Annotated in this window: 11 protein-coding genes, 1 tRNA gene and 1 other RNA gene; 5 read left to right on the top strand and 8 right to left on the bottom strand. The window is 29.4% G+C overall.

The features are described 5' to 3' along the window. Window positions 1-131 precede the first annotated feature (131 nt). Entirely contained in the window at window positions 132-2474 is a 2343-nt protein-coding gene (gene hypF, locus ON24_RS04835) for a carbamoyltransferase HypF (RefSeq protein ID WP_040682125.1), read from the top strand. A 250-nt stretch (window positions 2475-2724) separates the two neighbouring features. Here hypF and ON24_RS04840 read toward each other — a convergent pair whose 3' ends face one another. Beyond that, the gene (locus tag ON24_RS04840) at window positions 2725-3270 is read right to left on the bottom strand and encodes an ArsR/SmtB family transcription factor (protein WP_016359176.1); all 546 of its coding nucleotides are present in this window, start codon (window positions 3268-3270) and stop codon (window positions 2725-2727) included. A 298-nt stretch (window positions 3271-3568) separates the two neighbouring features. Between ON24_RS04840 and grpE the strand changes: the two genes are divergently transcribed. The 3 genes from grpE to dnaJ all read left to right on the top strand — a co-directional run bounded on the left by grpE (window position 3569) and on the right by dnaJ (window position 7522). Beyond that, the gene (grpE, locus tag ON24_RS04845; RefSeq protein ID WP_016359177.1) at window positions 3569-4123 is read left to right on the top strand and encodes a nucleotide exchange factor GrpE; all 555 of its coding nucleotides are present in this window, start codon (window positions 3569-3571) and stop codon (window positions 4121-4123) included. A 162-nt stretch (window positions 4124-4285) separates the two neighbouring features. Next, window positions 4286-6184, top strand: a complete 1899-nt coding sequence (gene dnaK, locus ON24_RS04850; protein ID WP_040682126.1) for a molecular chaperone DnaK — start codon at window positions 4286-4288, stop codon at window positions 6182-6184. A gap of 192 nt (window positions 6185-6376) precedes the next feature. Beyond that, a complete protein-coding gene (gene dnaJ / locus ON24_RS04855) occupies window positions 6377-7522 on the top strand; it encodes a molecular chaperone DnaJ (RefSeq protein ID WP_040682127.1) in 1146 nt (381 codons plus the stop codon). 815 nt (window positions 7523-8337) lie between these two features. Here dnaJ and ON24_RS04860 read toward each other — a convergent pair. From ON24_RS04860 to ON24_RS04880, 6 genes are all read right to left on the bottom strand, one after another. Continuing rightward, window positions 8338-8673 (bottom strand): EamA family transporter, encoded by a 336-nt coding sequence (locus ON24_RS04860; protein ID WP_040682128.1) that lies wholly within the window; start codon window positions 8671-8673, stop codon window positions 8338-8340. Continuing rightward, window positions 8670-9014 carry an EamA family transporter gene (locus tag ON24_RS04865; protein ID WP_016359181.1) on the bottom strand — a complete coding sequence of 115 codons (345 nt, stop codon included), beginning with the start codon at window positions 9012-9014 and terminating at the stop codon, window positions 8670-8672. The genes ON24_RS04860 and ON24_RS04865 overlap by 4 nt, the downstream gene beginning before the upstream one ends. Before the next feature lie 99 nt (window positions 9015-9113). After that, window positions 9114-9397: RNase P RNA component (gene rnpB, locus ON24_RS08965), an RNA gene on the bottom strand. A gap of 59 nt (window positions 9398-9456) precedes the next feature. Further along, window positions 9457-9531, bottom strand: a tRNA-Met gene (locus ON24_RS04870). 223 nt (window positions 9532-9754) lie between these two features. Further along, window positions 9755-10285: a hypothetical protein gene (locus ON24_RS04875; RefSeq protein ID WP_040682129.1), complete on the bottom strand. Its 531-nt coding sequence runs from the start codon at window positions 10283-10285 to the stop codon at window positions 9755-9757. An 11-nt stretch (window positions 10286-10296) separates the two neighbouring features. Beyond that, on the bottom strand, window positions 10297-10698 hold the full coding sequence (locus tag ON24_RS04880; RefSeq protein WP_016359183.1) for a hypothetical protein: 402 nt from the start codon (window positions 10696-10698) through the stop codon (window positions 10297-10299). Between the two features lie 159 nt (window positions 10699-10857). Between ON24_RS04880 and map the strand changes: the two genes are divergently transcribed. Further along, complete coding sequence (gene map, locus ON24_RS04885) at window positions 10858-11793, top strand: type II methionyl aminopeptidase (protein WP_016359184.1); 936 nt, start codon at window positions 10858-10860, stop codon at window positions 11791-11793. A gap of 659 nt (window positions 11794-12452) precedes the next feature. Here the strand turns inward: map and ON24_RS04890 are convergent. Next, window positions 12453-13217 carry an aspartate dehydrogenase gene (locus ON24_RS04890; RefSeq protein WP_040682130.1) on the bottom strand — a complete coding sequence of 255 codons (765 nt, stop codon included), beginning with the start codon at window positions 13215-13217 and terminating at the stop codon, window positions 12453-12455. Window positions 13218-13362: the final 145 nt, after the last annotated feature.

A 13362-nucleotide genomic window follows, 5' to 3' on the forward strand; every position in this document is an offset into this window, starting at 1 on the left:
AAAATATAGAGTTCTAACTAGAATAATCGGTTAAAATCTGAAAAGATAATAAAATATTTTTAAAGATTAAAGGAATATATAATAATAGTTAAATGATTCTTATTTTCTAAAAATTTTTAAATTGTGATATGATGAATACAAGTAAAGTTTTAGTTTCTGGAATAGTTCAGGGAGTAGGTTTTAGACCTACAGTATATAGGATTGCTAAAAAACTATCTCTTAAGGGAAGTATTAGAAATCTTGGAAATATTGTAGAAATTATATTACAAGGAAATAAAGAAAACATACTTGATTTTGAGGAAACACTATATGAAGAGCTTCCTCCAATAGCTAAAATTGAAAATTTTAATTTTAAATGGATAGAAACAAACAAAAAATATGATGAATTTACAATCCTAGAAAGTGCCGATGATTATAACGGTAATTCAGTTATACCTGCAGATGTAGGTATCTGTGATAAATGTTTAGCAGAAATTACCGATCCCAATAATAGACGTTATAGATATCCCTTTAATGCATGTTGTGACTGTGGACCACGTTTTACAGTTATTGAATCAGTACCTTATGACAGGGATAAAACAAGTATGGATGACTTTCCACTATGTGATGAATGTAATAGGGAATATACAAACCCCTTAGATAGACGCTATCATGCTGAAGCAATGTGTTGCAGCAAATGCGGACCCTCACTTAGATTATATGACTCAAACAAAGAACATATTAAATCAGATGACCCAATTAAAGAAACTGTAAGATTGTTGGAAGAGGGAAATATAATAGCATTGAAAGGTATAGGCGGAACCCATCTTGTATCTAAGGTTACAGATGAGGATGTAGTTTTAAAATTAAGAAATAGGCTTAATAGACCAGCTCAGGCATTTGCTGTAATGAGCCATAATGTAGAGACAGCTAGAACATATGCAGAAATTAGTGATTTGGAAGAGGAAAGTCTTAAATCCAGACAAAGACCAATTGTAGTATGTAAAAAAAGCAAAGATTATTATTTTGCCGATTCTGTTGCACCTGAACTTCACACAATTGGAATAATGTTACCATATGCCCCCCTACATCATCTATTATTTATTGAAAATGAAAAGATCAACGGGGATCCGGCATATATAATGACATCTGCAAACATACCTGGAGAGCCTATGATGATTAAAAACGAGAACATTCTAAATGATCTTGAGGGCATTTATGATTATGCATTAATACATAATAGAAGGATCATTAATAGATGTGATGATTCTGTAATAAAGTACAGAAACAATAGGCTATCATTTTTACGTCGTTCACGAGGTTATACACCGGAACCTTATGAGATAGCTCCCTCAATCATAAGGTTAAACGAAAATATAAAGGACAGTAAAATTTTGGCGTTAGGTCCTGAACTTGATGTGACATTTACAATATTAAATGATGGTCTTGGATATGTTTCACAGCATATTGGAAATACTAATAAGTTTAAAACATACGAATTCCTACAAGACGCAATTAAGCATATGATGGAGATTACAAAAACCAAAGACTTTGATTTAATAGCATGTGATATGCATCCACAGTTCTTTACAACAAAACTTGCAAAGGAATATTCAAAAGAGTATAATGCAGAGCTTATACCGGTTCAGCACCATCATGCACATGGAATAAATCTATTAAATGATAATGATCTTGACGAATTAGTGTTTATTGCAGCGGATGGTGTAGGTTATGGAGATGATAAAACCGCTTGGGGCGGTGAAATCCTATATACCAATGTTAAAGATTATGAGAGATTAGGTTCCCTAAGTCCTCAGAAAATGCCTGGAGGAGATCTATGTACGGAATATCCTGCACGTATGCTAATGTCAATATTACTCAACAATGATGAATATACCCCGGAGGACGTCTTAAAGATAATGAAGGAAAACTACTCCAACTATTTCAAATATGGGGATAAGGAGATTGACCTTGTTTTAAAACAGTTGGAATCCAATTTAAATGTAGGCCTTTCATCCAGTACTGGAAGGGTTCTTGATTCTGTATCCACTGCACTTGGAATCTGTGGATCCCGTTCTTATGAAGGGGAGGCATCAATGAAACTTGAGGCAGTGGCATATGGTGCAAACAGAGATCTTGAAATTCCCTACACAATTGAAAGAATTGATGGAAGATACCAGGTAAACACCAGCAACATATTAAAATCAGTTATTGATTTAAAAAATAAGGGAGAAAATATTAAAGAAATAGCCTCTGCAGCACAAAGGGCAATAGCATCCAGTTTATCTGAAATAGCAATCAAAGCAGCAGAGGATAAAAATATTGAAAACATAGGTGCAACTGGCGGAGTACTATATAATGAAGAGATTACACTCACATGTAAAAATATTATAGAGAGTAATGGATACAATTTCATACAACATACCAATTCCTGTTGTGGGGATGGTTCAGTATCCCTTGGACAGGCAATCGTTGCAAGTCAATACTTAAATTAAATTATACCATTTAATAATTTTTAATAAAATAGCTAAATTAAAAAACGAAATTTAAAACCAATAAATTTTCTAACTTAAAACAGATCAGTTTTAGAAAATAAAAACTAAAAAATAAAACTTTTAATAAAAAAATAGCTAAATTGAAAAACGAAATCTAAAATCAATAAATTTTCTAACTTAAAAAAAATAAAAAAAAGGAAATGAAAAATCTAGAAAATAGATTAAATCATTATAAAAACAATAAAAAGAATTAATATTCTTTATGCTCTTTTTCTTTTCTTTCTTTGAAAGTACGTTCTAAAATATACTCGGCTCTTTCAAGCAAGTTTTTATATAAACGTATTTGACCTTCTAATTCTCTTACTGCTTCATAATGACCTTGGTCAATCTTTTTTTCTAAATCTAACAATCTAGACCATTCATCTCCAGAAGGTAATTGTTTTTGATTTAGTCTATCCTCAGAAACATTAACATCGAAGATATTTTGGCTGATTATTATGTTAACAGTAATATCATTAGGCATGTCATAGTATTTACGAGGTCTTCCTCTCATTATTTTTTTATAGGAGGATTTTAATATACCTGCTTCTTCCATAGCACGTAAATGTTCTATTACAGCTTTTTGCCCTATGTTTAATTGATTAGATATTTCACTAACAAACATAGGTTCTTCCCTTAATAGATTAATGATTTCTCGTCTTGTACGAGAACCCATAATATCCAAAATATCATCCATATCAACATCTAAGTTAGAATTTTCATTTTTGATATTTTGATTATTTTCTTTTTCGCTCATCAATATACCATTATATCGAAACCTTTATATAACTTTTGGTTACTAAAAGATATAGTGAGAAAGATAACTTTTTGTTACTTTAATATTTTATGAAAAAAATTCTTTAATACAATAGTTATTTTTTCAACTAATGTCCTATATATTCATATTTCATAAAAATAAAATATTAAAGTCAAAAAGAAATAAATCTTCCAATTATTAACTATTGTATTAAGGAATTAAAACTAAATGAATATAAAATAATAAAAAGAATAAAAAATTTATTGTTATCTTATAATCAAACTGAAAAGGTGACCAAATGGCTAATAATAAAGATGAAGAAAATCTTGAAGAAGAATCTGAATCTTTAAATGAAGAAAAAGATGATTCCCAAGAAGAATTAACTGCAGAAGAGAAATTAGCTAAAATGGAAGAAGAACTTGAAAAGAAAGATGAAGAACTTCGAGAATATGTGGCTCATACCCAAAGACTTCAAGCCGATTTTGAGAATTTCAAAAAACAAACTGAAAAGCAGAATCAGAATATTATCAAATATGCAAATGAAAACCTAATTAATAATATTTTAGATAGCTATGAAGATATTGGAAGAGCTTTAGATAAGTCTAATAATGATGAAGAATTAAGGGAAGGTTTAGAATTAATCTATAAAAAACTAACAGATACTCTTAAAAAAGAAGGTCTTGAAGAAATTCCTGCCAAAGGAGAAAAATTCGATCCATTTAAACATGAGGCTTTAATGGTTGAAAATAATCCTGACTATGAAAATGGTGAAATCATTGAAGTGCTTATGAAAGGGTACACTCTTAAGGATAAAGTTATTAGATATTCAAAGGTAAAAGTTTGTAAAAAATAGATTTGCTAATTCAAATTGAAATTAAAAATTATATTTATTATTAATAATATCTGGCTAAAATAGAATTTAATTAAAATCAGATGAAAACTTAACTTAACTTAAAATTAAATTTTATTTGCTTAAAATTAAAACTTGAAATCAATTAAAATTTATGGTGATAAAATGACAGAGGAAACTAAGAAAGAAAAGATTATTGGTATTGATTTAGGTACAAGTAACTCAGCAGCATCTGTACTTATAGGTGGAAAACCAACTGTTATCCCTAGTGCAGAAGGAGCAAGCCAATATGGTAAAGCTTTCCCAAGTTATGTAGCATTTACTGATGATGGTCAAAGATTAGTTGGTGAACCAGCTAGAAGACAAGCAATTACAAATCCTGAAAATACCATTAGTGCAATCAAAAGAAGTATGGGTACTGATAGAAAAGTAAAAGTTCAAGGAAAAGAATACAGCCCACAGGAAATCTCCGCTTTCATCTTACAAAAAATTAAAAAGGATGCAGAAAGTTTCTTAGGAGAACCAATTGAAAAAGCTGTAATTACAGTACCAGCTTACTTTGATGATAACCAAAGAACTGCAACTAAAGATGCAGGTACTATTGCAGGATTAGATGTAGTAAGATTAGTTAACGAACCTACTGCAGCAAGTTTAGCATATGGTATTGACAAACAAACCGATGATGATGTTAACATTATGGTATTCGATTTAGGTGGAGGTACCTTAGATGTAACCATTATGGAATTTGGTGGAGGTGTCTTCGAGGTAAAAGCTACCAGTGGAGATACTAAGTTAGGTGGTACCGATATGGATAATGCAATAATGAATTATATTGCTAACGAATTCAAAAAAGAAACCGGTATCGACTTAATGGAAGATGATCAAGCGGTACAAAGATTAAGAGAAGCTTCTGAAAAAGCTAAAATCGAACTTTCCACTACATTAACAAGTCAAGTCAACTTACCATTTATTGCAATGAAGGATGGTAAAGCTCAAAACTTAATTAATGATTTAACAAGGGCAAAACTTGAACAATTAGTAGATCCTATTGTAAAAAGATGTGGAAAACCTATGGAACAAGCATTAAACGATGCAAAAATGTCAAAATCTGATATTGACAAAATCATCCTCGTAGGTGGACCTACCAGAATGCCATGTGTACAAAAATTCGTTGAAAACTTCATTGGTAAACCAGTAGAAAGAGGAATTGATCCTATGGAATGTGTATCTATGGGTGCTGCAATCCAAGGAGGAGTTTTAGCTGGTGAAATTAAGGATTTAGTTTTACTTGATGTAACCCCATTATCTCTTGGAATCGAAACTTTAGGAGGAGTAGCAACCAAACTTATTGAAAGGAACACTACCATTCCAACCAAAAAGAGTCAAATCTTCTCAACTGCACAGGATAACCAACCTTCAGTAGATATCCATGTTGTTCAAGGTGAAAGACCTATGGCAAATGATAACACCACCCTTGGAAGATTCCAATTAGTAGGAATTCCACCTGCACCAAGAGGAGTACCTCAAATTGAAGTAACTTTCGATATTGATGCGAATGGTATTATAAATGTATCTGCTAAAGATAAAGGAACTGGTAAAGAACAATCAATTACAATTACTTCAAGTACTAAATTATCAGATGAGGAAATCCAAGAAAAAGTCAAAGAAGCAGAAATGAATGCTGAGGAAGATAAGAAGAAAGAAGAAGAAATTGAAGTTAGAAACAATGCTGACTCAATGATTTACACTGCTGAAAAGACTACCGAAGACTTAAAAGACAAAATATCTGATGATGAAAAATCTAAAATCGACGGTTTAGTCTCTGAATTAAGAGAATTAATTACTGGTGACGACATTAGTGCAATCAAAGAAAAAACCGACGAGTTAACTAAAGAAGTTCAGGAAATCGGCGCAAAAATCTATCAAGAGGCAGCAGCTCAAGAGGCAGCACAACAACAAGCTAACGGAGCAAACGCTGGTGCAAATGCAGGATCATCACAATCAAACAATGACAATGATGACGACAACACCGTTGATGCAGATTACACAGTAAAAGATGATTAGATAAAATTCAAAAATTAAATTATTATGATTTTTAGAAATAAATTTCTAAAATCTAATAATTTTAAACAAATTTTTCTAAAAAAGATATATAACATAAACAACAATATAATGTTTATACAAGTTTTTAAAAAACTTAGAAACTATTTTTATTAATTATTTTAAAATTACAATTATCTTATTACAGGTGAAGACATGGCAGAGAAGCGAGATTATTATGATGTCTTAGGTGTAGACAAGGATGCTGATCAGAAAGAGATTAAGAAAGCATATCGTAAATTAGCAATGAAGTATCACCCAGACGTTAGTGACGATGAGAATGCTACTGAAAAATTCAAGGAAATAAGTGAAGCTTATGCAGTTTTGTCTGATGAAGACAAACGTAAAAAATACGATCGTTTTGGACATGCAGGTATGGATGGGTTCTCTGCTGAAGATATATATCAAAATGTTAACTTTAATGATATTTTTGATGATTTCGATCTTGGAAATATCTTTGATATGTTTGGATTTGGTGGAGGAAATAGATCAAGAAATTCACCTTCCGGACCTCAAAGGGGTTCTGACATTTACACTAATGTAGAAATTACACTAGAAGAAGCTGCAACAGGAATTAAAAAAGATGTTGTCATACATCATGATGAGACCTGTCCGGAATGTAATGGTAACAAAGCAAAACCTGGAACCAGTCCAGAAACCTGTCCTGAATGTAATGGAACAGGACAAGTTAAAGAGGTAACTAATACATTACTTGGTCAAATGATGAGTGTTAGACCATGTAGGAAATGTGGTGGAACAGGTAAAATAATCAAGGAACCATGTGAGAATTGTCATGGAAAAGGAACTGTACGTGAACAACAAACTATAACCATTGACATTCCTGCAGGTATTGATGAGACTGATCGTTTAAGAGTTGGTGGAGCAGGTAATGCTGGAGAGCCTGGTGCCCCTGATGGGGATTTAATAATATCCGTACATATTAAACGTAATAAAAAATATGAAAGACAAGGTTCACATCTTTACTACAACCAAGAGATAAGTATTGTTCAAGCTAGTTTAGGTGATAAAATAGATATCCCTACAATTTATGGAAAAACAATCACATTAACCGTACCTCCAGGAACTCAAGGTGGAACAACCTTTAAGATTAGAGATCAAGGTATGCCATTAAGAGGCCATGATGCTCATGGAAACATGTATGTCACAGTAACTGTTGTTATACCACAAAACCTTAATAAAGAACAGACAAAACTACTTAAGAAGTTTGCAGAGATTAGTGGTGAAGACATTAAACACGTTAAAAAAGGATTTTTCAGCAAAATGAAAGATTCAATTAAATAGATAAGAATACTCTTCTTATCTAACATTTACTTTTAAACTCTTTTTAGGACAAACAACTATTTTTTATGCGAAATATTAATCCATTTATTAATTAATAAATTAGGGTTATCTTCTTTTATAAGATTATTAAAATTCACTTATATATTAAGATAGATCTTTAAAAAAACTATCAATCTTTAGTTTTTAATATTATTGAGATATACATAACAGAATACTTTTTTTATAAAAACATGAACATATTCAATTTAATCAATAGCCTAATAAACTAAATAAGTTTTATAGAATTATTAGCATGTTTTATTTAAATTTAATCATAAATAATAGAAAAAATTTTTCAGTTATGGATTAATTCATTATCCATATTATAAAAATCAAATATCAGGATCATCAAATGGTTTTTAAATATTAAAGATAATCTAAAAAAAATGTTTTAAAAGATTTTTAAGACAATTTATGGTTCAACTTAAATGTCAAGACCATTTAGAATATTAAAATAATTAAAAAATTCCAGTAACAAGATAAGCCATTGAAACTTAAAATATTAAAATAATTAAAAATCCATTAACGAAATAAGCCATTTAATTTAAATTATAATTAAAAATTAGCAAAATAAAAAAAATACTACCTAAATAATCAACCATAGTTTTAAAATTTCATATGGGTACAATTGACAATGAAAGAATAGTTTATGAAAATATACATCAAACTGTTATAAAACAAGAAGGATTAGCTTTTAAAAGGGACGAATTAATCAAAATTTTAAAAAAAATAGTTAAAAATTGATATAAAATGAAAAATTAAAAATTAAAACCTAATCAGATATTAGCAATAATAATACCAAGTAATATTAAACCTAAACCAAGAATTTGCTTAGTATTTAAGGTTTCTCTAAGGAATATATAACTTAGAATGGACACAAATATGTATCCTGCAGACTCTAAAATCAAACCAAATGACAATGGAATAGTTTTATATGAAATAATTGTAATTAATGTACCTGCAAAAAATAAAACATAAGCAGTAATTACATATGGATTTAAGTATTCCTTAATAAATGATTCATGTTTTCTCATCGCACTTTTTTTAAGAAGTATCTGAGAACAAGATGCTATAAATACTGAAAACAAGAATAAAAAGATAAATGGGTTCATTCTTCATTCACCACCAATAAAACTATTCCAGTAATTACAAATATTGCACCGATAACCATTTTTATACTGATGGTTTCACCTAAAACCAAAAATCCTAAAATAAAACCCCAAATAACAGTTACAGCCTTATTTGAAAAAGCAATATTCAAATCAATTCTTTTTAAAATTTGTTGCCATAATAGGGCATAAACCCCTAATAATCCAACAACAAAAATGTATCCCAAAATAAAGTTAGTTGACATTGGAGGCAATCTGGAAACAAATTTCTCACATAACGCACATATTGCATAAACAAATAAAGAACTTTGTAAAAAAAGGAAATCTTTAACTTTTACCGCCATATTATGTCCCCATATTAAAAAATAAATTTAATAGTCTATTAGTAATTTCTTAAATATATAATTAACCTAAAAAAAGTATTGAATAATAATATGATTATAGCCTGCTAAGAGTAACCCACCTTCTGTTTAACAGTATTCATCTTAGCGAATTACCTTGCCTCTTACAGTAGTCATTGGCATCTTTATTCTTGCACCCTATAGAATAGCCGTTTCACCGTATCCTTTTAATGTCCATCAGTTTAACATCATCGTCATTCATTAAAAGACGTATCGTTTCTGCTCCAGTGTCATACTTCTCAGTATATGCTTTTAATACATTATAGTTCTGTAATGATGGATGGAGTTTCCTTAGTTATAATAACCAGTAACTGTCTTTAGCTTGCTATAATCATATAAAACTAAATATAAAAATATTAAATTAAAAAATAGCCAAATAAAAAAGTAGCAGGGCCTAGATTTGAACTAGGGCTCTCGGGGTTATGAGCCCCGCGGGATCACCAGACTACCCCACCCTGCTATATAAAAAATTATTAAAAACTAATGTATATAAAATGATACATAACAATTTATGTTTTCATACTATATAAATGTTTTGTAAAAATACGGTTTAAATTAATAAATAATATATTTTTTAAAAAAATAAAATATAATGTTTAAAAAAAATAGAAATGAAAAATCCCAAAAAATGTTTTAAGAGATTTCAATATAAATAAAACATGCAAATTACAATATTTCAAATATTAATCCCCAGATTCCCCTTCACTAAGAGACTCATCATCTTCAAGAGCTTTAATTCTTTCATCTAAAGAATCCAATCTTTCATTAGTAAAATCTGAATACTCATTAAATCTTTTTTCTAAATCTTCAATTGATTCATTTGCAGAAGCCCATCTTCTTTCTAAAGAATCCAAATCATTTTGAGTAGCAAGGGACCAATCTTCAATCAATTGATCACTTTTTTCATCCAAGAATTGGTCAATTTTCTGAGAAAATGCATCGGTACTAAAACTTGACATATCATATTCATTGATCTTATCTCTAAATTTCTCTGTATAATTAGTAGATGACCTCTCTTTAGCGTTTGCGGTATTTTCATCATCTTCAAATCGAATATTATAATGTTCAGAAGAACTAGGCATCTCTTCTTCTTCAGTAGGAACTTTTAAATTAAAACCATTAAATGATTCGGAATTATTTAAAACAAAGTAATATACTAAAACTGCTATGGCAATTAAAAGAATAATTATTGCTACAATTTCAACAATACCCATTTAAATCCCCTTTATTGTTTTTGAAGTCTTTTTTCTTTTTCTTCAATATCTTTGAGCATTTTTTCTAATTTTTTTTGCTCAGTTTGAGCTTCAAGACGAGCTAATCTTTCATTGATTTCAGTATGCTTATAACCTACATCATTCATTAATTCTGAAGTAGATTGTCTAATAGCTGAAAGAGCCTCTTGTTGTTCCTTAGGTAATGGGATTGGGTTTTCCATTAATCTTTTAGATTCTAAGTCTTTTTCAACCATAGACATCTTTTTAAGTTCAATCTCCTTTTCTATCATTTTAATAGAATTCTGGGATTGTTTAACTTTTCTCCATTGGAAGACAACAATGATTATAAGAATAGCAAAGATTAAAACTAAAATTAATATAAAAATCTGATTTGGTATAACCAAACTCTCCATTTTTGTTCCTCCACTATCAGTAATAAAAATATTTAACTATAATCATAGTATATAATTAAAACTATATAAAAATTATGAAAATAGTATTTAAATAATTAAACAAACAAACTAAATTCATAACAATTACTATTTAAATTAAAATCAGGAGGATAAATATTAATGATGGAATCTGACGAGTTAAATTCATATATTGAAGCAGGAAAAATAGCTTCTGATGTAAGAAATAGAGCTGTAAAACTTATTAAGAATGGAACTCCCATTATTGACTTAGTGGAATTTGTAGAAAATGAAATCCTAAAAACAGGAGCGGGCATTTCATTCCCATGTAACGTTAGTATAAATGAAGTTACAGCACATTATACATCTCCTTTTGGAGATAAAAACAAGATTGTCACAGGGGATTTAGTAAAATTAGATTTAGGAGCAGAGGTTAATGGATATATTTCAGATACAGCAGTCACTGTTATGGCTCCTGGAGACAATTTGGAAGAGGTATTTGATGAGGAAACATTAGAAAAAAATCAAAGAATTATTGATGCATCTGCTAGTGCTCTTGAAGCAGCTATCAGTACCGTTAGAGCTGGTGTAACACTTGGAGAGATTGGGCAGGCAATTGAAGATGCAATACATGAATATGAGTTAAATCCCGTTAGTAATTTAACCGGACATAGCCTAGAGCAATGGAATTTACATGCAGGACTTTCAGTACCTAATTTTAATAATGGAAGTACAACCAAGCTAGAAGAGGGACAGGTAGTTGCAATAGAACCATTTGCAACTGAAGGTATTGGAATTGTAGATGATATGCCAGGTGCCTATATATTCTCATTTATGAAAGACAGACCATTTAGAATGAAACACGATCAAAAAGTTTTAAAATACATTGAAAACAATCATAGAGATTTACCATTCTCAGGTAGATGGTTAACAAAAGAATTTAATAGAAACAGATTACATGCATCAATGAGAAACTTATCAAGGGCTATGGCAATTTACCCATACCATCCATTAAAAGAAAAAACCGGAGGATGGGTTTCACAAAAGGAACATACCATTATTGTTGAGGAAGATGGCTGTACAGTTACAACATTATAATAATGGGATGGGCATTTGAATACTCCAGTATTTGGATAGCTGTACATTGCAAATTATAATTAGTATAATAAGTTCTGAGTATTAATCCAAATTTAGTCAAAATTGAATCCTTTCTACTTAAATATAGTAAAATATTATAATTTTTTTAATAAAAGCTTATGATTTTGGCTAAAGATATTTTTATTTTAAAAGAAGTTTTTTATTAAAAAAATTAGGTCATTAGGAGTACTTATTTAACTTCAACCACCAACTAAAATTGAAGTTATTAAAAAAAGGAAGAATTTTAGTAACTCCAATGACCTAAAAAGTGTATATTACTTCCAAAAATTTAAGAACCAACAAATAAATTAATGGAAGACACATACTTACTTTATGGCTTTATTTTTTTAAATTAAAGTTATATCTAACTTTAATTCCGTGTTTTGAAGCGACATTATTTAATTTATAGAAACCAAATAATTAACTTCTTATTTTTTGAGTTAAACAACTCTTACAACCCATATTATAAAATTTATTGAATACCTAAGGAATAATGGAAAATATCCAATAAAATTTTATAAACCCATATCTATTGAGTTTAAAAATTAGGGCACTAAAAATTCAAACCCAATAGAACACCTTTTTTAAATTAATATTAATTTAAAATCCCTACTTTTTAACTAAACACCAATATATAAATTTTTATCTAACTTTTCAAATAAATTAATTGCTGAATATGCTGCAAGTAAACTAGTTTTAGGATTAGATCTACAAGGTGAATTAGAAATTCTAGTAGAAAATTGACCAAAATCTCCTTTTACATCTATTTGATGAATATTTTGACTTATAGAAGGATCACTTATAATTTTAACATCAATATCCTTATTAGCTACCAAACTTAAAGAGACTGCAACATTCATATTTAATGGAAATTTTTTAATAGCTTCTGAAGCTTTACCTTCAAAAACAACTTTTTCAATATTTTCATTTTGATTTAAAGCTTTTGGTGGTTTTCTAGTAATCAAGGATACAGAATATAAATTACCAATTGAAGCAGATTTAATTCCATCTAAACCTATAACTGCACCAGAAGGAACATATATTTTAACGTTTTTCTTTTCTGCAACTTGAATTAAATCCTCTCTAAAATTTTTATCCATTAATGAACCAACACTCATTATAATCAAAGATTTACCACTGTTTACAATATTCAACCCATATTCTTTAATAGCTGAAGGTGATGCTGCCTCAAAGACAATATCAACTTTGTTTAACATCCGATTGAAATCTTTAACAACAACCCCATTAACTAAGGAGGATAAACTCTTAGACTTATCCGTAAATTTATCAAAAAAATATTTTGGCTGAATATCTAAATGAGAATGGATAAGGTAATTTACTATAACTGATGAAATATTTCCACAACCTAAAAAACCTAAAATCATAAAAAACCACCTTAAATAATACCAGTACCTCGATGATGATTAAATTTTAATTATATAATGTTTTTGACTTTATTATTAGATAATCAATGAAATAATGAATAAAGCTAATAATTAGCTTAATTCATTAGATCATTAAAGAGATGTA

This window comes from Methanobrevibacter boviskoreani JH1 (assembly GCF_000320505.1).
Lineage (GTDB): Archaea > Methanobacteriota > Methanobacteria > Methanobacteriales > Methanobacteriaceae > Methanarmilla > Methanarmilla boviskoreani.

What these genes read in the sequence shown, in the direction of transcription:
- hypF (WP_040682125.1), top strand. Translation starts at nt 132, where the DNA reads ATGAATACAAGTAAAGTTTTAGTTTCTGGAATAGTTCAGGGAGTAGGT.
- ON24_RS04840 (WP_016359176.1), bottom strand. Translation starts at nt 3,270, where the DNA reads ATGAGCGAAAAAGAAAATAATCAAAATATCAAAAATGAAAATTCTAAC.
- grpE (WP_016359177.1), top strand. Translation starts at nt 3,569, where the DNA reads ATGGCTAATAATAAAGATGAAGAAAATCTTGAAGAAGAATCTGAATCT.
- dnaK (WP_040682126.1), top strand. Translation starts at nt 4,286, where the DNA reads ATGACAGAGGAAACTAAGAAAGAAAAGATTATTGGTATTGATTTAGGT.
- dnaJ (WP_040682127.1), top strand. Translation starts at nt 6,377, where the DNA reads ATGGCAGAGAAGCGAGATTATTATGATGTCTTAGGTGTAGACAAGGAT.
- ON24_RS04860 (WP_040682128.1), bottom strand. Translation starts at nt 8,673, where the DNA reads ATGAACCCATTTATCTTTTTATTCTTGTTTTCAGTATTTATAGCATCT.
- ON24_RS04865 (WP_016359181.1), bottom strand. Translation starts at nt 9,014, where the DNA reads ATGGCGGTAAAAGTTAAAGATTTCCTTTTTTTACAAAGTTCTTTATTT.
- ON24_RS04875 (WP_040682129.1), bottom strand. Translation starts at nt 10,285, where the DNA reads ATGGGTATTGTTGAAATTGTAGCAATAATTATTCTTTTAATTGCCATA.
- ON24_RS04880 (WP_016359183.1), bottom strand. Translation starts at nt 10,698, where the DNA reads ATGGAGAGTTTGGTTATACCAAATCAGATTTTTATATTAATTTTAGTT.
- map (WP_016359184.1), top strand. Translation starts at nt 10,858, where the DNA reads ATGATGGAATCTGACGAGTTAAATTCATATATTGAAGCAGGAAAAATA.
- ON24_RS04890 (WP_040682130.1), bottom strand. Translation starts at nt 13,217, where the DNA reads ATGATTTTAGGTTTTTTAGGTTGTGGAAATATTTCATCAGTTATAGTA.